The organism is Paenarthrobacter sp. YIM B13468, from assembly GCF_042788025.1.
GTDB lineage: Bacteria > Actinomycetota > Actinomycetes > Actinomycetales > Micrococcaceae > Arthrobacter > Arthrobacter aromaticivorans.
Map to the genome: position 1 here is coordinate 1 of NZ_JBHZPI010000015.1, position 18473 is coordinate 18473.

The window sequence follows — 18473 nt, forward strand, 5'->3', positions numbered from 1 at the left end:
AGGGCCAGGCAGCCGGGGTCGACGGTGTCCGGACCGTCTGCCCGGCAGTGGGTATCGGCCATGTACTGGTTGGGGTCAGCGGCGAGCGACGTGGTTCCGAGAGTTGGCTGGGATTCTCCCGTCTCAGGGTTAAAAACGAAGGTTCCTCCGACAGCCAGTGCGGTTTCGCCTCGTCCAACGCTGATCTGCCCACCATCATCCGGCAATGCATGTGCAGAACTATCGACTGTCGTGATGAAAGTGAAGAGCATGATGAGACAGACAACGCGTAATCGTCTCATGTCTAGCCAACGATCATTCCGTTGTCGGTAATCCGCCAAGAACCAGAGGCATATTCCGCGAAGACGGCTTCGGCTATGTTGGACAGAGGGGTTGATTCCTTGCCCATGGTCCCGTCGGCATTGATGTACTGGATCTCTTCCTGAACAACTTGAACTTTGGCTTCCTGAGTGCTCGCTCCTGGCGTCCAGAGTATTTCGATAGCTGGTGTCGTAATCTTCCCTCCGACCATCCACCTTCCTTGGGCGTAGTTGCGTTCCAGCGCATCCTTGTAGGCGGCGGCGACGACGTTTGTCGTATCCGTTATTGCCACCCATGCATCGATGTCTCCACTTTCCGTGGCATACGAGAAAGTGGCGTACCAATACCGTATAAACGCCTCAAGCCCTTCCTTGGAGTTCTCCTTCGCCAACTCCGGCATGACGGGGACGGGCACGTTCTGCGCTTTGCCCTTAGCATCCGCGGGCTTGTAGACACCGGAGGGAGCCGTGGTCGCGGAATGACCAACGGGAGAAGGTGAGCCGGTCGCGCCGGAGGTGGGGGACGCCGTCGTCGAGCTTGATTCCGAAGGTGGGCTGCCCGGTGGGTTGCCGCCCAGGCAACCGCTCAGAAGCAACGAAACCCCGGCGCCAGCAGCGGCGACGCGGACGGCAGCAACAGAAAAAGAGGCAAACGAAAGGCGTGGCATGACAGGCTCCCCAGCGGCTGTTTGGTGATGTGTCGGCCAGTCTAGGTGGCGCGGGCTCCAGGGACCCTCTCGAAGAGAACCGCCTGTGGATAACTCAACCTCTGTTCACTGCCTTCCACCCGGCGTATTCTTGCCCTCGCCGGTTCGTCATCGCACGCAATCCAACGGGGGACACCATGATTGAAACCACACGCTTCAGCACGTCCAGACTTCTTGGGCGAAATCGCGGAAAAGGTGCCCACCAGCGGCCCGTTAGCCCGCTGTTGCTTGGGTGTCTTCTCTCCGGAACCTTGGCGCTCAGTGCCTGCTCTTTCCCGCTGCCGGTTGCACAGCCCACGCCAATAGCGTCGTCGAACGCCGCAACAGCCAGCGCCCCACAATCCAATGCCGAGCCCTCCGCGGAGATCACAAACCCGGATGCGACCACAGGCACGGGCGGCGTCTATGGCGAATTCACATCGTTGTCTGAAGCGTGCATCTCCGTCAGTGCCACCATGCTGAGCGTAACCATCCTTCCGTTGGCGGCCTTGGTGGGCGGCAACCCGGAAGATATCAAGAAGGCCAAGGAAGAACTGTCGCAGATGCAGGGCAAAGTGCCTGACGAACTGAAGCCGAGCTTTGAGAAGCTGAGGGCGTATACGGAGTCGGCGGGGACGGATTTCCGCAAGTACGGGGAGCCCGAATTCGAGGAACTCATGAAGCCGATCCAGGACTGGATGGATAAGAACTGCAAGTAGCCGCCGCACACACTCGCTTCTCTCACAAAGCGTCGGAGCTAGACGCTAGGGTGGTACTCAAGAGAAGGGGAGTGCTTCGATGTCAGATCAGAACTTGCAGATCGACCCTGCGCCTGAGGGCGAGGTTCTCGGTACCGGACGCACCATCATCTCCGAGGCGGCAGTGGCAAAGGTAGCTGGCATCGCTGCACGCGCGGTTCCAGGTGTCTACTCCCTGGGCTCAGGTCCATCCCGTGCGCTTGGCGCTATCCGTGACGCTGTTGGCAGTTCGGACCATGCCGCGGGTGTTCGCGCCGAAGTGGGCGAGACCCAGGTAGCGGTGGACATCAACCTTGTGGCTGTCTACGGGCACCCTCTGCATGGGGTCGCCAACCAGGTCCGCGCTGCCGTTTACCGGGCTGTTGAGGAACTCGTCGGGCTCCAGGTCATCGAGGTCAACATCGAGATCAACGATGTCTATGTGGCCCCGCCACCCAAGCCCAAAACCGTCGTGGTCGAAAGGGATGCACTGCAATGAGCATGACTGTTGTGGGAATCGCGATTGGCGCCTTCGTGGCGTTCATGTCCTTCCAGTTCGGGCTGTGGGGCTTCCTTATCTCGCTGCTCTTTATGGGCATAGGCGCCCTTCTGGGCCGTGCAGCCGAAGGCAAACTTGATCTTCGCAGCGTCCTGGACGCCATTACGGGCCGGCGCTCTTCGTCATGAGCGTGGCTGAGGCTGTGGAACCCACCACCAGCCTGGCCGGCCATAACCGGATCAGTACCCAGGCTTTGACATCGCTGGCACAGGCCGCGGCCGCCGAGGCTCTCGGCGTGGAACCCAGCGACATCCGCGCCGATTGGTCGGACGACGACGGCATGCTGGCTTTATCCATCGTGGCACCTATCAGCATCCCCGCCTTGAGTGAGGTACTGCGAAATCCGCAGCGTGTCCAAGGCTTCGGTGGCTCCATCTGGGACCGTGCCGTGGCCGCAAAGGCAACAGTATTGGAGCGTGTCACCCGGCTCAGTGGTTTCCGCCTAAGCAGGGTGGACATCAGAATCAGTGGAGCCCACGTTTCAGAGGGAGGCCGCGTCCGGTGACACAAGACCAGGAAACAACCATTGAACCGTCTGACGCGGGCTCCGGAGCCAGCCCCATCGCCGGCGAAGACCCAGCCATGAGCCGTGTCCTGCGCAGGGAAACGCACTCGTCCCGGGCAGGAGCAGCCAGCATCGCCGCCGTGCTGGTGATCATTTTCTGTGTCATCGCGCTTCTGGAATCTGCGCTCCGGGCCATCGGGCAACCGCCATGGCTTGTTGACCCAAGCACGGCAGCGGAGCGCATCATCGCACTTCCGGCGGGCATCCCGCCGCTTCTGCTTGGCGCAAGCGGTGCTGTCATTGCCATGGTCGGACTGTTTTTTCTCCTTCACGCCGTATTACCAGGCAGACGGGCCCGGCATTTGCTGCGGGACCCACGCACCGCCGTCGTCGTTGATGACGAAGTGCTGGCCTCGGCACTTGCGCGTCGCGCGCGCACTGCCGCCAACGTGACACAGGAACAGGTCATGGTGATTGTGTCCAGGCAATCGGTGGTGGTCAACGTCCGGCCGACGTCCGGCAGCAGGGTCAGTGAAGAAGCCGTCCTAAAAGCAGTGCAGTCCGAGCTCGATGAAATGTCCCCCGTACCCATGCCCGCTGTTCGGGTGAACCTCTCAACGTCGGGGGTGGTGGGCGCATGAACGAAACACCGCGTGCCCTTAACCGGGTGCTTCTCTTCATCATTGGCGTGAAACTCCTGGCCATTGGGCTACTTCTTCTCCTGCTGGCGACTGTCCCGGCCGTAGCAACGTGGTGGCATGGTTGGGCCGCGGACATGTGGGCCCGTGCGGAGGATGCATTCCAGCAAACCCGGTTCCCGGGCCGTGAGGAAAGCTGGCTGTGGATTGTGGCCGGGGTGGTTTTGGTGGCCATCATAATTGCGATGGTCGCGTGGCTGTCGCAACAGGGTAAAGGCAGGGCCAACCTTCTGGTGGCCAGCGACGACGAGAGCCATGTGGAGGGTGAGGTCCAGATCGGTGGCGGCGTCGCAGAACAGGCCCTCCGGGCAGCTTTGGCAGATCGGCCGGACCTGGCGGGCGCGTCTGTGGCCACGTATGAGGTCAAAGGCCAGCCCGGATTAAGGGTGCGCATCCAGCCCCGGCAGGGAGTGGCGCCGCACCTCCTTGCTGCCGAAATTTCACGCCTGGTTGAAGCCTTGGACCTGGTGATCGGTAAGAAGACCCCCGTATTGGTCCATATGGCATCAGGGGCCCGTGCGAAATTTACAAAAGCTGAGCGGGTTCGCTGACTGCCCTGGCTAATTTTGCCGAATATTTCACTCCGGGTGTTTTGCGTTGCTTAACCCGCGCGTATGCCAATAGTTTGAAAGTAGAGGGGGAAAGCTCCCTGATGCGATTGATTGCTTTGCAGGACAAATGCCTCGAGCGATCAGCGTTCCAACCGTCACGAAGGAGAGCACCATGAGTGAAGAAACCACGGGAGCGGAAGCAGTAGAAGGCGCTGCGGGCAAGGCCAAGGATGTAGCTGGCGAGACGCTTGAAAATGCCAAGGAATTTGCCGGCGAGGCTGCGGAAAACGTCAAGGAGTTCGCCGGTGCGGCTGCCGAAAACGTTAAGGAATTCGCTGGAGATGCCGCAGAAAATGTCAAGGAATTCTTCTCCGGTGACGTTGGGGAAAATGCCAAGGAACTGGTTGGTGACGTTGCGGAGAAATCCAAGGAAATCGCCGGAGATGTTACCGAAAATGTGAAGGGCCTCGGCTCCAAGATCGCAGGCCTGTTCAAGGGCGGGAAGTAGCCCTACCCGCATAGCGCGAGGATTGCAGTTCAGGAACGTGCGGGAGCGCACCCCCTGAGCTGCAATCCCGCTTGCGGTTAAAAGGCGATCCATCACGTCCACGCCTACGCCTAGTAGGCTGAGCTTCACACGCGATGGACGGGAGGCTGCAGTGGCCGGGAAAACTGCGACTGGTACAACTGCACCTGGGACCACGCTGGCTGGAGTGATGGCCGAGTTGACCGCCTTGGAAGACCCGAGGTCGCGCGAGGTGAACGAAAAACACGGTGACGATCACGGTGTGAACCTCAGCAAGTTGCGCGCGATTGCCAAGCGGTTGAAGATACAGCCGGAACTTTCACGCGAGCTTTGGGAGACGGATGACACCGCGGCGAAGCTGCTGGCGCTGCTGATCTGCCGGCCTAAGTCCTATGGATCCGACGATCTTGACACCATGCTGCGCGAGGCCCGAACCCCCAAAGTCCATGACTGGCTGGTGAACTACGTGGTCAAGAAAAATCCGCACGCCGAAGAGCTGCGGGTCGCCTGGTTTGCGGACAAGGATCCCTTGGTGGCGAGTGCCGGTTGGGCGCTGACATCAGAGCGTGTCGTCAAGGACCCGGCCGGCCTGGACCTCACCGGGCTGCTGGACACTATCGAGGCCGGGATGAGGGAAGCCCCGGACCGCCTCCAGTGGGCGATGAACACCTGTCTTGCCCAGATCGGCATCGAACATCCGGAGCATCGCGCCCGCGCATTGAGTATTGGTGAGCGCCTGGAGGTGCTGAAGGATTACCCAACTCCGCCCAACTGCACCTCTCCGTTCGCGCCTGTCTGGATCAACGAGATGGTGCGCCGGCAGCAACTGTCAGCAACCAGCTAGCCCCTGTTGCGGTGCATCATCCGGTACGTCAGTTCGGCGAGCAGTTCCTCGTCTGAAAGATGCGAGGCCCGGGCTATAGGGGCTGCCGGCACTGTGACGTGAGGCCCCGGGTACTGGCGTGGCTCGCCGCTGCTCCGCATGTCGTCCGGGGTGATTTGGTCTGGAGCGAAGCTGGATTTTCCCTTGAGAACTTCAGACATTGATCCAGCGCGCCACCCCAGGGCGTGCTCGAGCTTGCGCTGATTGATTTCCTGGGTGCGCCGCGTGCCGGATTCCAGCGTCCGTACGGTCTTGATTGCCGTTCCAGCCTGCTTGGCCAACTGCACTTGGCTCAACCCCTGGGCCAGCCGTTCTTCTTTGATCAGGCGGCCGATAGTCTGGAGTGCTTCAAGTTCATCCACACTTCCCACTGTTGCATAGGCAATACTGGGCAACCAAATCTCATGACGTGCCTACTGGACCGGTCGCGGCTGATGAAAGCTGCGGATCCGAGACGTCGACGGCGGGTGGTTCCGACCCAGCCTAGCGACCCAGTGCGATGCAAAGGTTACTTTGTATCGTTGTGGTTACGTTAGGTGTAAGCGCTTGCATTCCTGCCCCGATCATGACTAGTGTGAGGGCCACCACATCAATTGCGCCACGATTTTCTTGTACTCAGCGAGGAGTCTTCAGCATGAAAAAAACCAAGTACCTGCTCCCGGTCGCAGCGGCCGGCGTTCTGGCACTTACCATGTCCGCATGTAGCGGAAACAGCGGCGGCGGCGGGGGAAGCACCGCGTCGGACGACTGTTCCGCATACGATACCTACGGCAAGCACGACGGCAAGACAGTCTCCGTGTACTCCACCATCGTCGACGTCGAAGCGACGAACCTCGAGGAATCCTGGGCACAGTTCGAAAAGTGCACGGGCATTACCGTCAAGTACGAGGGCAGCAAGGAGTTCGAGACCCAGATCGGTGTCCGGGCCCAGTCCGGTACAGCCCCTGACGTCGCGATCTTCCCGCAGCCCGGTCTTCTGGCCACGCAGGCCAAAGCCGGCTACCTGAAGCCCGCTCCCAAGGCTGTGTCCGATCTTGTGGACAAGAACTGGTCCGCAGACTGGAAGAAGTACGGCACGGTGGACGGCACCTTCTACGCCGCCCCGATGCTTGCGAACGTCAAGGGATACGTCTGGTACTCGCCCAAGACCTTCAAGGACAAGGGTTGGCAGGTCCCCAAGACGTGGGACGAAATGATGGACCTGACCAAGAAGATCGCCGACGACAAGACCATGAAGCCGTGGTGTGCGGGATTTGAATCGGGCGAAGCCACAGGTTGGCCGGGTACTGACTGGATCGAGGACGTTGTCCTGCGTGCCGAAGGCCCGGAAGTCTATGACCAGTGGATCACACACCAGATTCCGTTCAATGACCCCAAGATCGTCAACTCCTTCAATAAGGTTGGCGACATCCTGCTCAACCCGGATTATGTCAACGGCGGCTTTGGTGACCCCCGGTCGATCCTGAGCACCGCCTTTGCCCAGGCTGGTCAGCCGGTTCTGGACGGACAGTGCGCCATGCACCACCAGGCATCGTTCCAGGCGGCCAACTGGCCTGCTGGTACCAACGTGGCTGAGGACGGCGACGTCTGGGCATTCATGACACCTCCGGTGGATGAATCCAAGGGCACAGCCATCACCGGTGGTGGCGAGTCGGTTGCCGCTTACAAGGACACCCCTGAAGTCCAGGCATACCTGGCATTCATGGCTAGCGCGGACTTCGCCAACAACCGTGTGAAGCTCGGCGGGGCCATCAGTGCAAACAAGGGCCTTGACCCGAACAATGCACAGTCGGCCCTGGATAAGCAGTCCATCAAGCTCCTTCAGGATCCCAAGACCGTCTTCCGGTTTGACGGTTCGGACCTGATGCCGAGCGCCGTGGGTTCCAACTCGTTCTGGAAGGGCATCGTTGCTTGGATCAACGGCAGCTCCGCCCAGCAGGTAACTGACAGCATCGAGTCCAGCTGGCCCAAGGGCTAACTCCGAAAGCGCTGCCTCCCCTGGCTGGTTTGCCCAGCCGGGGAGGCAGCGTTTTTCCCGGAACTTAGTGATTCACTCACGCCCCGGAGGTTGGGTATGGAATTTATCGGAGGAAAGCTCCTTCAAGTAGTGATCGCCCTGGCGATCTTTGCCGCTATCATCGGCATCCTCATGCTGGTGGTGGATAGGGCACCGAAATCAGTCAAGGACAAAGTTACGGTGGCAGGATTCCTGGCTCCGGCTGGAATCCTGATGCTGGTGGGCCTTGTCTATCCCGCGGTCCGAACGTCAATGTTGGCATTCACGGACGCCAGCGGCCAAGGCAACGGATTCGACAACTTTGTTTGGATGTTTACGCAGCCTGAAGCTTTGACCACGCTGCGGAACACGGTCATCTGGACTATCCTGGTTCCCCTGTTGTCAACGGGATTCGGGCTGGCCTACGCGGTCTTCATCGATAAGGCCCGCGGCGAGCGGGTGCTGAAGTCCTTGGTCTTTATGCCGATGGCCATCTCCTTTGTAGGCGCCGGTATCATCTGGAAGCTCGTGTACGACTACCGCGGCCCCGGTATTGAACAGACGGGTGTCATCAACTTTATCCGTGACGCGCTGGGAATGAACCCCAAGCAGTTCCTCCTGGACGCCCCGGAAAACACGGTGTTCCTGATCATCGTCATGGTCTGGATCCAAACCGGTTTTGCCATGGTGATTCTCTCCGCGGCCATCAAGGGTGTCCCGGTGGAACTCATCGAGGCAGCCCGTTTGGATGGGGCCAACGCCTGGCAGCAGTTCCGCAACGTCACGGTCCCGGGCATCCGCGGGGCCTTGGTAGTGGTCCTGACGACCATCACGATCGCCACGCTGAAGGTCTTCGACATTGTCCGAACCATGACCGCCGGAAACTACGACACATCGGTAGTGGCCAATGAAATGTATACGCAGGCCTTCCGTGCCGGTGAGCCAGGACGAGGTGCCGCGTTGGCCCTGATCCTGTTCCTCATGGTGCTGCCCATCGTCGTGTACAACGCTCGAGTCCTTCGCAAGCAAAGGGAGATCCATTGACAGCCACGCCAGCCCCGAAAGAGGCCTCCAAGGCCGCAACCCGGCAGCGTCCTGGATCCGATCCCACGGAGGACGCCCAGCCGATCATGCGCCGGGTCAAGACCAAGCTCACTTCCAAGTGGGCAACAGCGGCAGCGATCATCATCGCCGTCGTGTGGTCTGTTCCGACTTTTGGCCTCTTTGTTACCTCGTTCAGGCCCGCAGCCAAGCAGGTTGGCCCCCGCTCAAACGGCTGGTGGAATGCCTTCGTTGACTGGGACTTCACCTTCAAGAACTACACGGACGTTCTTACCCCGGCAGGCTCTCAGTCTGCGAACCTTTCCCAGTACTTCATCAACTCCGTGGCGATCGTCATTCCAGTCACCATCTTTGTGCTGGTGCTGGCGTCGATGGCCGCCTATGTTTTCGCCTGGGGCAAGTTCAAGGGCCGGGACGCACTCTTCATTTTCGTTTTTGCCCTCCAGATCATCCCGCTCCAGATGGCACTGATTCCGCTCCTGCAACTCTTTACGCAAACCCTGCATTTGCCGGCGGGTTCGTATGCGCAGTTGTGGATCGCCCACACCATGTTCGGCCTTCCCCTGGGTATCTTCCTCCTCCACAACTTCATCTCCGAGATCCCTGGTGAAGTTATCGAGGCGGCAAGGGTGGATGGTGCGGGACACAGCACCATTTTCTGGCGGATCATCCTGCCGCTTTCCGTTCCGGCCCTGGCTTCGCTGGCGATCTTCCAGTTCCTGTGGGTCTGGAACGATCTGCTGGTTGCCCTGGTGTTCTCCGGCGGAACGGCCGATGTAGCACCTATTACCCAGCGTCTGGCCGAGATTTCCGGTACACGCGGTGCCAGGGACTACTTGAACCCGGCAGCGGCCTTCGTTTCGATCATCATCCCGCTTCTGGTGTTCTTCGGCCTGCAGCGGTACTTCGTCCGAGGCCTGCTGTCCGGCGGTCTCAAGGGCTAGACAATTGCAGCGTTGGTTACGCAGCGGACGACTCCGCTGCGTAACCAAGGCCTGCACAAAATAGACTGATTCTTCGCCGTGGGACAGAAAACGGCGAAGTGAAGGCAGCCGGAGAGGGGGGCCTGTGACACGAACAACGGGTAGGTCCCAGCGCGGTGGTCATACAGGCGTCAGCATCGAGGACGTCGCAGCAGCAGCAGGAGTGTCCACGGCCACCGTCTCCAGGGCCGTCAGGGGATTGCCTCGGGTTTCGCCAGCAACGCGTGAAAAGATCCTGGAAGTCGCGGCGTCACTGGGTTATGTGGCGTCGTCGTCGGCTTCGGGACTGGCCACTGGTCGCACGCGCACCATCGGGGTCCTGGCGCCCTTCGTCAGCCGTTGGTTCTTCTCCAAAGCAATCGAAGGCGCGGACAGGGAACTGCACTCACGCAAGTACAACCTCTCCCTGTTCAACCTCGGTGGCCATGGCAGCAACCGCGAGCGGCTCTTTAGCTCCACCATGGTTTACAAACAGATCGACGCGCTGCTGGTGCTGTGTATGGCACTCAGCGAGGACGAGCTGGAACACCTCCACAAGATCGACATTCCGCTGGTGGTGGTTGGCGGACACGTTGAGGATTGCGCCTACATCGGCATCAATGATTACGACGCCGCGACCACCGCAGTGCGGCACCTGCTGGACCTGGGACACAAGGACATTGCCTTGCTCCATGGCGACGACGAGACAGACCTGAACTTCGACGTTCCCCGCGTCCGGATCCGCGCCTTCCAGGACGTCATGACCGATGCCGGCTTGGAAGTCCGTCCCGAATGGGACGAATGGGGTGACTTCACGGTTGCCAGCGGGCAGCAGGCATTCAACCGGCTCTGGAACCAGCCCGGCCGAAAGCCTACGGCCATTTTCTGTTCCTCCGATGAGATGGCCATGGGGGTCATCTTCGAAGCCACGCGTCACGGCGTTCGCGTGCCAGAGGACCTCTCAGTCATCGGAATCGATGATCACGACTTCTCCGAGGCATTGGGCCTGACAACGGTGGGTCAGCGGCCGGACGACCAAGCCGAACTGGGCACCAAGATGCTTTTGGACGAACTCGATGGCATTGCCGGTGCCGTGCATTCGGAGGTAGCACCGCACAAGCTGATTGTCCGGGAGACAACAGCACCACCATGCCGGTGATGACAGCCTACGAGGCCCGCGCCAACTGCCGGATGGGGATCCAGCGCGAGGCCAGCCGGCGATAAGCTGCGGCCGCGCCCGTCATATCACCCTCGGCCAGGCATTCGATTCCGAGGCGCACATCCATGGGGGATTCGTCCGGGTACACCTTGTCCGCCACGGCCCCGTAATCCAGCTCCACCATGGACTGGACATGGAACAACTCCAGCCACTCGGTGAGCTGCGTGAGATCGTCCAGCATGTCCAGGTCCGGGGCTGCCAAGGCCAGATGGGCTACGGCAAAGCGCGCCCTGTCCAGGGCCTCCGTCAACGGCGTCCACACGCGGACAGTGAGGATATGCCCATCCGACTCCACCACATCCTTGCGGTCAGACTCAGCGAAAAGCGAGAACCAACTGAAGGGGATACCCCAGGTGGAGGCCCGGGTGTGAACACGCTTGGCTTCTTCCCCGGCGTTGATGCGATCGATCCTGGCTTGATGCTTGTCCCGCTGCGATACCGGAATCAGCAGATCGGCCAGCGGGCTGTGGACACCATCCATGAGGGCATTCGCTGCCAACCCGGCCCGAATCACCAGCTGGCTGGGGCAGTAAAGCAGCCGTCCGGCGTCGGGGGTGTCCTTATCCTGGGCCGACGCGCCAGTGGTCACGTCTGTGGCACCGTCCGCCGCGGCGTGCCGCCCGCCAGGGACCCGCGTCATTCTCACCAAATCAGTCCGGCCGGTGGGGAACGGGTCCCCGCCGGTCCGGGTGATGCGGCCCAGTGAGGCCTGGAGCTCCGCATTTTCGACGGCGGCCCGGGAACGTATCTTGCTGCTGTCCGCCACGAGTTGGCGCTGCTGCTCAGGCGGAAACGCCTCAAGGGGCTCGTAAACGCGCAGGGACGAAGAGAACGGCAGTCCTGCCTGGCCCCTATACAGGTTTCCAGTCATCTCCAGCCGGCCCCTTTCGTCCATCAGCGGTGATTAGTCTGCAAGCTCCACGATCACGGGAGCGTGGTCTGAAGCGCCCTTGCCCTTACGCTCCTCGCGGTCGATGGAGGCACCGGTGACCCGGGCCGCAAGGGCGGGGGAAGCGAGGCAGAAGTCGATGCGCATGCCTTCCTTCTTGGGGAAGCGCAGCTGCGTGTAGTCCCAGTAGGTATAGACGCCAGGGCCGGGTGTGTAGGGTCGAACGACGTCGGTGTAACCGGCAGCTTCGAAGGCGTGGAAAGCGGCGCGCTCGGGTTCGCTGACGTGCGTGAAGTTGTTGTTGCGGAACAGCTCGATGTCCCAGACGTCTTCATCGAAGGGAGCAATGTTCCAGTCGCCCATCAGCGCCACCTGGGCGGTGGGCTCGGACTTCAGCCACTCCGCGGCGTTGCCTTGAAGGACATCAAGCCACTTGATCTTGTACGGCATGTGTTCGTCGTCCAGCGAGCGGCCATTGGGAACATAGAGGCTCCAGATGCGGATGCCGCCGCAGGTGGCGGCGATAGCGCGGGCTTCCTGCGCGGGGTCCTTGCCGGCCTTACCGAACATCGGCTGGTCCAGGAAGGTGCGTTCTACGTCCTCCAGCCCAACGCGGGACGCAATGGCGACGCCGTTCCACTGGTTCACGCCGAAGTGCGCAACCTCGTAGCCCATGCGCTCAAAGAGCTCCCACGGGAAGTTATCGTCCTTGCACTTGGTCTCCTGGATGGCCAGGACATCACAGTCACTGCGCTCAAGCCACGCTTCCACGCGGTCGGCACGGGCACGGAGGGAGTTCACATTCCAGGTAGCTATCTTCACAGCCACTAACTTACCGAACTTGGCGCCAAGCGCATCCCCTCATGAAGGATTGCTGGGCGTGACGTCCGTGGTGAGGCAAGTATTAGTGGGCGTACATGAAGGAAGACGATGCGCCCCTGCGCATCTTGACGCCGCAGACGATCAGCAGCAGCCCTGCAACAACGGAGAAGGCTGCCAGCAAACCCACAACACCCAGGAACCCAAAGCCGGGATTGACCAGGACAAAGAGGCCAAAAACCGCAGTCACAAGACCGGTCAGCAACCAGACTCCCCAACCATTGACGGAGTTCCTTGCAGCAAACGCGAAGACGATCTCGGAAAGCCCGAGGACCAAGGCCCAGAGCCCGATCAGGATGCCAAGTGCTGCAGCCGTGATTCCCGGCCACGCGAGCGCCACCAAACCGGCGGCAATGGAGATGAAGCCTCCCACCATCGTCCAGCCGGAATGGCGTGAAGGGTCATAGAAGTAGTGGGCCACGTTGGTGAGGCCGTCAACGAGTGCGAAGACGCCGAAGACGAAAACCAGCCCGAAAACCGTAGCGACGGGCAAAGATGCGACTAAAAGACCAAAGAGCACGGCAAGGATTCCGCGGAACAGGAGGGCAGTTCCGGAATGTTTAAACATCTTGCGTTCCGAAGCGTCGGACATAGTGCCAGCTTAACGGAATGCGGGCTGAGGATATATAGCAATGAGCCCTGAATCGCCAGGCGCGGCTGGCCTACCGCATGCCCTCGCGACGGATCGCGGTTGCGATGGCCGCCGCCCGCGTCTCCACGCCGAGCTTGGCATAGATGTGGGCCAGATGGGTTTTGACTGTTGCTTCCGAAATGAAGAGGCGTTTGCCCAGATCGCGGTTGCTGAGGCCCTCCGTCAGGAGGCTCAGGAGCTCCGCCTCCCGGGGTGTAAGGATTTCGTCCGGGTTCCGCAGCTGTTGGAAAAGCCGGGACGCAACCGGCGCGCTCATCACGCTTTTGCCCTGCACCGCGCCTCTCACAGCTGCGAAAATCTCTTCCGGTGCGGCGTCCTTGAGCAGGTACCCCATGGCGCCGGCATCGACGGCACGGACGATGTCGGCGTCGGAATCGTAAGTGGTGAAAACGATCACGGCCTGCTTGGGATTGCGCTGCCGCAACTGCTTGATGGCCTCGATGCCGTCCATTCCTGCACCCATGGCCAGGTCCATGAGAACCACTGCCGGTGAGTGCTGTTGTGCCGCTTCCAACGCTTCCTCACCGGACGCCGCTTCGCCGACGACGACGATATCGGCCTGAGTGCCCAACAGCGCCTTCAGCCCGCTCCGGACCACCGTGTGATCGTCCACAAGGAGTACGGAAATGGTGGTCACAGGGACTCCTTCGATGGATATGAGGGCGACGTAGCTTCGGGCAGAGCTGGCAGCGGCAGCTGGGCCGCGATGATCGTACCTTCGCCCGGAGTGCTCTCCACGGACAATTCTCCGCCCAGCTGCTCAATGCGTTGCCGCATGGCGCGCAGACCGTATCCTCCCGTTTCTGACGGCGGAGGTACCGCTCCGGGATCAAAGCCGCGGCCGTCGTCGAACACGTCAAGGGTGATCGCGTCCGGCAAGTACCCAAGTGTCACGCTGGCGTTGTCCGCGTGGGCATGAAGTTTGATGTTGGCTACGGCGCTCTGGGTCACGCGGAGCAGGGCGTGCCGAACCTCGGACGGGATGGGACGGGTCTCGCCGGTGACTTGCACAAGGACGTGGTCCAGATACTGCCGGGCGGCGCGTTCCAAGGCCTCGTGAAGGGGCGCGGTTTCCAGGCCAGGCGCCGAGAGCTCGTGCACCAGGCTCCGGGTTTCGGCGAGATTTCCGCGGAGGAGGCTGGCTGCTTTGTTGACTTCCTGCTGCGCCGCAGGATCGGGCCAGGAACGTTGGGCTGCCTCAAGAAGGAGCAAGCCGCTCGCGAGGCCTTGGGTGATGGTGTCGTGGATTTCACGTGAAACGCGCTCGCGTTCCGCCGCGATTCCTGCTGTCCGTTCACTCGCAGCCAGCCGTTCCTGAGCTTGGGTTACATCTTCGAAGAGCTTTCGCTGGAGGGCGGCGTCGCGCTCGATCTTGTCGTAAATCAACGTGAGCAGGGCGCCGGCAGCGAGCGGTCCGAGCAGCATGGCGACGTCCGTCCAACCGCTCATACGGAAAAGCCCGACGGCGGTGGCCGCCGCCGTCGCGCCGCCGGCCAGATACGCGGCCCACCCCCGGAATGCGGTGCGGCTGAGGAAGAAAATGGCGAAGGAGCACCATGCGAAGCTGGGCGCCGCGATCACCAGAGCCGCCCAGGCCGCTACCAGGGCAAACAACCATAGCTCGCGGTTTTGGGTCTGTTGGCGCTGCATGGGATTGCGGTGCTGGGTGGGCCGGGGGTGTTGGGTCAGCAACGCAGTCGTGACGTACAGAGCACACACGGCGACCGCCAAGGCCGCGGTCCACAGGTTGTCCGCGGGGGAGTGGCGCATGACGTAACGGACGGCAGAAGCCACCATCAGCACGGCAAAGCCCAGGTGCACCACCGCATCGATGCGGGTATCGATCCGGCTGCTGGGATCCGGCCGTTGAGGGGCTGCTGGCATTGGGTGGTTCCTGTTTCCGTTTCTGTCCGTGGTAGGCGCTCTTTCCATGCTAGATCCCGCGTGGTTGCTGGTCTCTCCACCTTTTGGCTGATACGGCTGACGGAAAGGCTGAGCTTGGAACCGGCGCACGGCCGATGCGTCTTGGGGGCCGCCCCCGGAAGCATGGATATGTACCCGAGATTGCCACTGCTTGCCACGAGGAGAACTCCATGAAGAAGTCCAACAAGATGATTGCCGCCGCCGCTGCTGGAGCACTGTTGCTTACTGGCGGGGTTACCGCAGTAGCCAATGCCGTGGCCCCTGGTGCCGCGCCTGTTAACGTTCCCGCAGCGCCGGTGACTGCCGAAGTGCAACCGGCTCCTGAGAATGTGGTGGCCCAGAACCGGATCACAGTGGGTGCTTCCAGCAAGGCCGTCAATGCCGCGCTTGCCAAGTGCCAGGCAGACAAGCTGCCGTTCGTGACCGTGGCCCTGGTGGATCGCTTCGGCACCGTCCAGGCCCTCCTCCGCGGTGACAACGCCGCCGAGCACACCATCGAGGCCGCCAAGCAGAAGGCTTACACTGCGGCTGCCTTTGGTGCCCCGACAAGCGAGCTCGCCAAGCGCATCAACGGCACCGGCCCGTCCATCGCGGACCTTCCCGGCACGCTTTTCCTGGCTGGCGGCGTCCCGTTGAAGGTCAACGGCGTATCCGTGGCTGGCATCGGCGTCGGTGGCGCTCCCGACGGCGCCTTGGACGAGGCATGCGCGACTGCTGGTGCCGAAGCCCTGGGCGTAGATGCAAAGTAGCCTCGAAGCCATGAGCTTGTGGAAGGTGCGCGGCGTGGCTGCGGGATCGGCGCTGCTAATCGCCGGACTGGTGGCTGGCTGCGCACCGGGTTCGCCGACTCAAGCAGCCCCCACCCCAGCTGTGGCGTCGAGCGCGAGTCCGGACCCGTCGTCGTCCCCGTCCCCAACGAGACTGTCCCCGGAGGCCCAACTGGAAACCGACCGGCTCCTGATCCTCGCCGCAAAAGCCAACGATCCCGTGCGGGTGCGGGAACTGATCGCGGCAGGTGGCGACGTCAACGCCAAGGATGACATCCAGGACTCCGCGTTCCTCTACGCGGGTGCGGAGGGCTTCAATGAGGTGCTTCAACTGACATTGGCGGCAGGGGCCGACGTCGCCAGCATCAACAGATACGGTGGCACGGCCCTGATCCCCGCGAGCGAGCACGGGCATACGGACACCGTTCGCATCCTGATCGCCGCGGGCGTGCCAGTGAACCACGTGAACAACCTGGGCTGGACGGCCATGCAGGAGGCCATCCTGCTCAACAACGGCGGGCAGAACCAGCAGGACGTGGTCCGGCAGCTGCTGGCCGCGGGAGCCGATCCGGATATCCGTGACCCCCAAGGCCGAACCGCCCTGCAGAACGCAGAGCGGCTCGGGTTCACGGAGATCGCGGCGCTGATTCGGAACCGCTAACCGAACTGAGTCGCAGTTGTGCGCGTTTAGACGCCTCAAAACGCGCACTGCTGCGACTCAGTTGGGTGGGTTAGACCGCCTCGAGCACGCTGACGTAGTTGGCGATGCCCACGCCGCCCATGTTCTGGACGGCGCCTCGCCGGGCATTGGGAAGCTGCATGTCTCCCGCGGTCCCGGTGAGCTGCATGGCCGCAATCACATGCTGGGACACTCCAGTTGCGCCCACAGGATGCCCCTTGGCCTTCAGACCGCCGGATACGTTCACGGGTAGTTTGCCGTCCTTGTATACCCAGCCCTCTTGGACGGCGCGCGACCCCTCGCCGCGGGGAGTCAGGCCCATCGCTTCGTACATGATGAGCTCGGCGATGGTGAAGCAGTCGTGGACTTCGGCGAAGTCCAGTCCGTCGATGCCCACTCCCGCCATGCCCAGGGCACGCTCCCACGATGCGCGGGTAGCGGCGAACTCGGTGGGATCGCGCTTCTCCGCCGGGAAGAAATCATTCGCGTGACCGAATCCGGCCAGGCGCACAGGTGCGGTTGCGCCGCCGGTAGCCGACGTTGAAATCACGACGGCGGCCGCACCGTCCGAGACCGGCGAACAGTCCGTACGGCGCAAGGGGTCCGCGACCATGGGGTTCTTGTCCGAGATAGTCCGGCAGAATTCCTCGCCAAAGTCGCGGTGCATCTGGGCGTAGGGATTGTCCATGCCGTTGTGGTGGTTCTTGGCTGCAATGGAACCGAGGACATCGCCGAGGCCTCCGGGGTAGTTGGCTGCGTCTATGCCCGTGCCGTAGCGCTTCCCGTAATGCTTCGCCACCTCCGCGAACAACCCCGTGAACCCTGTGGTGGACGCCTTGCCGGCCATTTCGTACGAGGCACCAAGCAAGGCAGCCCCCACAACGTCTGCTCCGGCGTCGGTCATCTTTTCCGCGCCGATCACCAAAACATTGCGGGCCGTTCCGGCGAGCACAGCCTTCACGCCTTGCTGGAACGCTGCAGAACCGGATGCGCACGCGTTCTCCGTGCGCGTTGCAGGGACATTGGCCAGGTCCGCAGAGAGTTGCAGTGCAAGCGACGACGTGAACCCCAGCGGCTGCATACCTGAGTTGAACTGGCCGAGATAGACCTCGTCGATGTCCTTGGCCTCAAGCCCGGAATTGCGGATCGCTTCACCGACCACTTGGACAATCAGTGATTCGAGGGTGTGATCCGTCAGCTTGCCGAATTTGCTGTGCCCCCACCCGGTGAGCAGGATGTCTTTGCCGAACTGGTCTTTCAGGCTCATGCGTTTGCTCCTTCGAAAGTGTTTGTTTCTGCAGGGTCCGGAGCGTCGGTGCTGATCGCCACCGTAAACTCCGCCTCTGTCTTGGTGCGGACCTCTTCCACCGTGACGCCCGGGGCGAGGCGGGCCAGCAGGAGGCGGGTGCCGCCGTCGTGCTTTTCTGCGTCCGGACCAAACGTTTCAGCGTCCGGCACGATGTCGAAGACCGCGAGGTCTGTGATGATCCGGTCAACGCACTTCAGCCCGGTGAGGGGCAGCGTGCATTCCGTGACGATCTTGGCCGAGCCGTCCTTGGCGTTGTGCTCGGTGAGGACCACGACCCGCGGTGTCCCGGCTACCAAATCCATGGCGCCGCCCATACCCTTGACCATCTTTCCCGGGATGGTCCAATTGGCCAGGTCCCCGCGGCCGGACACCTGCATGGCACCCAGGATCGCCACCTTTACATGCCCGCCGCGGATCATGCCGAAAGACGTAGCAGAATCGAAAATACTTCCACCCGACGTGATGGTGACGGTCTGCTTGCCGGCATTGATCAGGTCCGCGTCCTCCTCGCCCTCATAAGGGAACGGGCCCATGCCGAGCAACCCGTTCTCGCTCTGGAGAACCACCCGCACGCCGTCGCGCAGGTTGTTGGCCACCAACGTGGGGATGCCGATGCCGAGGTTGACGTAGTCGCCGTCGTTCAATTCTTCAGCCGCAATGGCGGCCATCTGGTCTCGTGTCCAGCCCATGAT

Annotated in this window: 23 protein-coding genes and 1 pseudogene; 14 read left to right on the top strand and 10 right to left on the bottom strand. The window is 61.7% G+C overall.

The features are described from left to right. Both ACFX4T_RS14835 and ACFX4T_RS14840 read right to left on the bottom strand, forming a co-directional pair. Positions 1-281 (bottom strand): annotated as a pseudogene (locus ACFX4T_RS14835) (hypothetical protein); the annotation flags it as partial. Between the two features lie 2 nt (positions 282-283). Continuing rightward, entirely contained in the window at positions 284-967 is a 684-nt protein-coding gene (locus tag ACFX4T_RS14840) for a DUF6318 family protein (protein ID WP_377652530.1), read from the bottom strand. Positions 968-1143: 176 nt separating this feature from the next. On the opposite strand from ACFX4T_RS14840, the gene ACFX4T_RS14845 reads away from it, so the two are divergent. From ACFX4T_RS14845 to ACFX4T_RS14880, 8 genes are all read left to right on the top strand, one after another. Further along, positions 1144-1704 carry a hypothetical protein gene (locus tag ACFX4T_RS14845; RefSeq protein ID WP_377652531.1) on the top strand — a complete coding sequence of 187 codons (561 nt, stop codon included), beginning with the start codon at positions 1144-1146 and terminating at the stop codon, positions 1702-1704. 79 nt (positions 1705-1783) lie between these two features. Beyond that, a complete protein-coding gene (locus ACFX4T_RS14850; RefSeq protein WP_216922305.1) occupies positions 1784-2221 on the top strand; it encodes an Asp23/Gls24 family envelope stress response protein in 438 nt (145 codons plus the stop codon). Next, a complete protein-coding gene (locus ACFX4T_RS14855) occupies positions 2218-2409 on the top strand; it encodes a hypothetical protein (protein ID WP_216922303.1) in 192 nt (63 codons plus the stop codon). Before ACFX4T_RS14850 ends, ACFX4T_RS14855 begins: the two co-directional genes overlap by 4 nt. Then, complete coding sequence (locus ACFX4T_RS14860; RefSeq protein ID WP_216922301.1) at positions 2406-2786, top strand: hypothetical protein; 381 nt, start codon at positions 2406-2408, stop codon at positions 2784-2786. The genes ACFX4T_RS14855 and ACFX4T_RS14860 overlap by 4 nt, the downstream gene beginning before the upstream one ends. Then, on the top strand, positions 2783-3427 hold the full coding sequence (locus tag ACFX4T_RS14865) for a DUF6286 domain-containing protein (RefSeq protein ID WP_377652532.1): 645 nt from the start codon (positions 2783-2785) through the stop codon (positions 3425-3427). The genes ACFX4T_RS14860 and ACFX4T_RS14865 overlap by 4 nt, the downstream gene beginning before the upstream one ends. After that, complete coding sequence (locus ACFX4T_RS14870; protein WP_223947703.1) at positions 3424-4035, top strand: hypothetical protein; 612 nt, start codon at positions 3424-3426, stop codon at positions 4033-4035. Before ACFX4T_RS14865 ends, ACFX4T_RS14870 begins: the two co-directional genes overlap by 4 nt. 172 nt (positions 4036-4207) lie before the next feature. Beyond that, on the top strand, positions 4208-4543 hold the full coding sequence (locus tag ACFX4T_RS14875) for a hypothetical protein (RefSeq protein ID WP_216922295.1): 336 nt from the start codon (positions 4208-4210) through the stop codon (positions 4541-4543). Between the two features lie 208 nt (positions 4544-4751). Then, positions 4752-5405 (top strand): DNA alkylation repair protein, encoded by a 654-nt coding sequence (locus ACFX4T_RS14880; protein WP_223947704.1) that lies wholly within the window; start codon positions 4752-4754, stop codon positions 5403-5405. Here the strand turns inward: ACFX4T_RS14880 and ACFX4T_RS14885 are convergent. Then, positions 5402-5806: a helix-turn-helix transcriptional regulator gene (locus ACFX4T_RS14885; RefSeq protein ID WP_223947705.1), complete on the bottom strand. Its 405-nt coding sequence runs from the start codon at positions 5804-5806 to the stop codon at positions 5402-5404. The two genes, ACFX4T_RS14880 and ACFX4T_RS14885, sit on opposite strands and share 4 nt — an antisense overlap. 272 nt (positions 5807-6078) lie before the next feature. On the opposite strand from ACFX4T_RS14885, the gene ACFX4T_RS14890 reads away from it, so the two are divergent. The 4 genes from ACFX4T_RS14890 to ACFX4T_RS14905 all read left to right on the top strand — a co-directional run bounded on the left by ACFX4T_RS14890 (position 6079) and on the right by ACFX4T_RS14905 (position 10623). Next, positions 6079-7422 (top strand): ABC transporter substrate-binding protein, encoded by a 1344-nt coding sequence (locus ACFX4T_RS14890; protein ID WP_216922291.1) that lies wholly within the window; start codon positions 6079-6081, stop codon positions 7420-7422. Between the two features lie 96 nt (positions 7423-7518). After that, positions 7519-8484 carry a carbohydrate ABC transporter permease gene (locus ACFX4T_RS14895; RefSeq protein WP_216922289.1) on the top strand — a complete coding sequence of 322 codons (966 nt, stop codon included), beginning with the start codon at positions 7519-7521 and terminating at the stop codon, positions 8482-8484. Further along, a complete protein-coding gene (locus tag ACFX4T_RS14900) occupies positions 8481-9446 on the top strand; it encodes a carbohydrate ABC transporter permease (RefSeq protein WP_377652533.1) in 966 nt (321 codons plus the stop codon). The genes ACFX4T_RS14895 and ACFX4T_RS14900 overlap by 4 nt, the downstream gene beginning before the upstream one ends. Before the next feature lie 124 nt (positions 9447-9570). Continuing rightward, positions 9571-10623, top strand: a complete 1053-nt coding sequence (locus ACFX4T_RS14905) for a LacI family DNA-binding transcriptional regulator (RefSeq protein ID WP_223947706.1) — start codon at positions 9571-9573, stop codon at positions 10621-10623. Positions 10624-10630: 7 nt separating this feature from the next. On the opposite strand, the gene ACFX4T_RS14910 is transcribed toward ACFX4T_RS14905, so the two are convergent. From ACFX4T_RS14910 to ACFX4T_RS14930, 5 genes are all read right to left on the bottom strand, one after another. After that, entirely contained in the window at positions 10631-11554 is a 924-nt protein-coding gene (locus ACFX4T_RS14910) for a hypothetical protein (protein WP_377652534.1), read from the bottom strand. A 33-nt stretch (positions 11555-11587) separates the two neighbouring features. Then, positions 11588-12394 (bottom strand): exodeoxyribonuclease III, encoded by an 807-nt coding sequence (locus ACFX4T_RS14915; protein ID WP_377652535.1) that lies wholly within the window; start codon positions 12392-12394, stop codon positions 11588-11590. Between the two features lie 82 nt (positions 12395-12476). Next, positions 12477-13043, bottom strand: a complete 567-nt coding sequence (locus ACFX4T_RS14920) for an HdeD family acid-resistance protein (protein ID WP_216922279.1) — start codon at positions 13041-13043, stop codon at positions 12477-12479. A 70-nt stretch (positions 13044-13113) separates the two neighbouring features. Continuing rightward, a complete protein-coding gene (locus tag ACFX4T_RS14925; protein WP_223947708.1) occupies positions 13114-13740 on the bottom strand; it encodes a response regulator transcription factor in 627 nt (208 codons plus the stop codon). After that, the gene (locus tag ACFX4T_RS14930) at positions 13737-14987 is read right to left on the bottom strand and encodes a sensor histidine kinase (RefSeq protein ID WP_377652536.1); all 1251 of its coding nucleotides are present in this window, start codon (positions 14985-14987) and stop codon (positions 13737-13739) included. Before ACFX4T_RS14930 ends, ACFX4T_RS14925 begins: the two co-directional genes overlap by 4 nt. A 209-nt stretch (positions 14988-15196) precedes the next feature. Here ACFX4T_RS14930 and ACFX4T_RS14935 point away from each other — a divergent pair, with 209 nt between their 5' ends. After that, entirely contained in the window at positions 15197-15775 is a 579-nt protein-coding gene (locus ACFX4T_RS14935; protein WP_216922273.1) for a heme-binding protein, read from the top strand. 10 nt (positions 15776-15785) lie between these two features. Then, the gene (locus ACFX4T_RS14940; RefSeq protein ID WP_377652537.1) at positions 15786-16454 is read left to right on the top strand and encodes an ankyrin repeat domain-containing protein; all 669 of its coding nucleotides are present in this window, start codon (positions 15786-15788) and stop codon (positions 16452-16454) included. A 70-nt stretch (positions 16455-16524) separates the two neighbouring features. Here ACFX4T_RS14940 and ACFX4T_RS14945 read toward each other — a convergent pair whose 3' ends face one another. Both ACFX4T_RS14945 and ACFX4T_RS14950 read right to left on the bottom strand, forming a co-directional pair. Beyond that, the gene (locus tag ACFX4T_RS14945; protein WP_377652538.1) at positions 16525-17739 is read right to left on the bottom strand and encodes an acetyl-CoA acetyltransferase; all 1215 of its coding nucleotides are present in this window, start codon (positions 17737-17739) and stop codon (positions 16525-16527) included. After that, entirely contained in the window at positions 17736-18470 is a 735-nt protein-coding gene (locus ACFX4T_RS14950) for a 3-oxoacid CoA-transferase subunit B (RefSeq protein WP_216922267.1), read from the bottom strand. The genes ACFX4T_RS14945 and ACFX4T_RS14950 overlap by 4 nt, the downstream gene beginning before the upstream one ends. Positions 18471-18473: the final 3 nt, after the last annotated feature.

Excerpts from the sequence above, each read along its gene's own strand:
- ACFX4T_RS14840 (WP_377652530.1), bottom strand. The coding sequence starts at position 967 with ATGCCACGCCTTTCGTTTGCCTCTTTTTCTGTTGCTGCCGTCCGCGTC.
- ACFX4T_RS14845 (WP_377652531.1), top strand. The coding sequence starts at position 1,144 with ATGATTGAAACCACACGCTTCAGCACGTCCAGACTTCTTGGGCGAAAT.
- ACFX4T_RS14850 (WP_216922305.1), top strand. The coding sequence starts at position 1,784 with ATGTCAGATCAGAACTTGCAGATCGACCCTGCGCCTGAGGGCGAGGTT.
- ACFX4T_RS14855 (WP_216922303.1), top strand. The coding sequence starts at position 2,218 with ATGAGCATGACTGTTGTGGGAATCGCGATTGGCGCCTTCGTGGCGTTC.
- ACFX4T_RS14860 (WP_216922301.1), top strand. The coding sequence starts at position 2,406 with ATGAGCGTGGCTGAGGCTGTGGAACCCACCACCAGCCTGGCCGGCCAT.
- ACFX4T_RS14870 (WP_223947703.1), top strand. The coding sequence starts at position 3,424 with ATGAACGAAACACCGCGTGCCCTTAACCGGGTGCTTCTCTTCATCATT.
- ACFX4T_RS14875 (WP_216922295.1), top strand. The coding sequence starts at position 4,208 with ATGAGTGAAGAAACCACGGGAGCGGAAGCAGTAGAAGGCGCTGCGGGC.
- ACFX4T_RS14880 (WP_223947704.1), top strand. The coding sequence starts at position 4,752 with ATGGCCGAGTTGACCGCCTTGGAAGACCCGAGGTCGCGCGAGGTGAAC.
- ACFX4T_RS14890 (WP_216922291.1), top strand. The coding sequence starts at position 6,079 with ATGAAAAAAACCAAGTACCTGCTCCCGGTCGCAGCGGCCGGCGTTCTG.
- ACFX4T_RS14895 (WP_216922289.1), top strand. The coding sequence starts at position 7,519 with ATGGAATTTATCGGAGGAAAGCTCCTTCAAGTAGTGATCGCCCTGGCG.
- ACFX4T_RS14910 (WP_377652534.1), bottom strand. The coding sequence starts at position 11,554 with ATGACTGGAAACCTGTATAGGGGCCAGGCAGGACTGCCGTTCTCTTCG.
- ACFX4T_RS14920 (WP_216922279.1), bottom strand. The coding sequence starts at position 13,043 with ATGTCCGACGCTTCGGAACGCAAGATGTTTAAACATTCCGGAACTGCC.
- ACFX4T_RS14930 (WP_377652536.1), bottom strand. The coding sequence starts at position 14,987 with ATGCCAGCAGCCCCTCAACGGCCGGATCCCAGCAGCCGGATCGATACC.
- ACFX4T_RS14935 (WP_216922273.1), top strand. The coding sequence starts at position 15,197 with ATGAAGAAGTCCAACAAGATGATTGCCGCCGCCGCTGCTGGAGCACTG.
- ACFX4T_RS14940 (WP_377652537.1), top strand. The coding sequence starts at position 15,786 with ATGAGCTTGTGGAAGGTGCGCGGCGTGGCTGCGGGATCGGCGCTGCTA.
- ACFX4T_RS14945 (WP_377652538.1), bottom strand. The coding sequence starts at position 17,739 with ATGAGCCTGAAAGACCAGTTCGGCAAAGACATCCTGCTCACCGGGTGG.
- ACFX4T_RS14950 (WP_216922267.1), bottom strand. The coding sequence starts at position 18,470 with ATGGGCTGGACACGAGACCAGATGGCCGCCATTGCGGCTGAAGAATTG.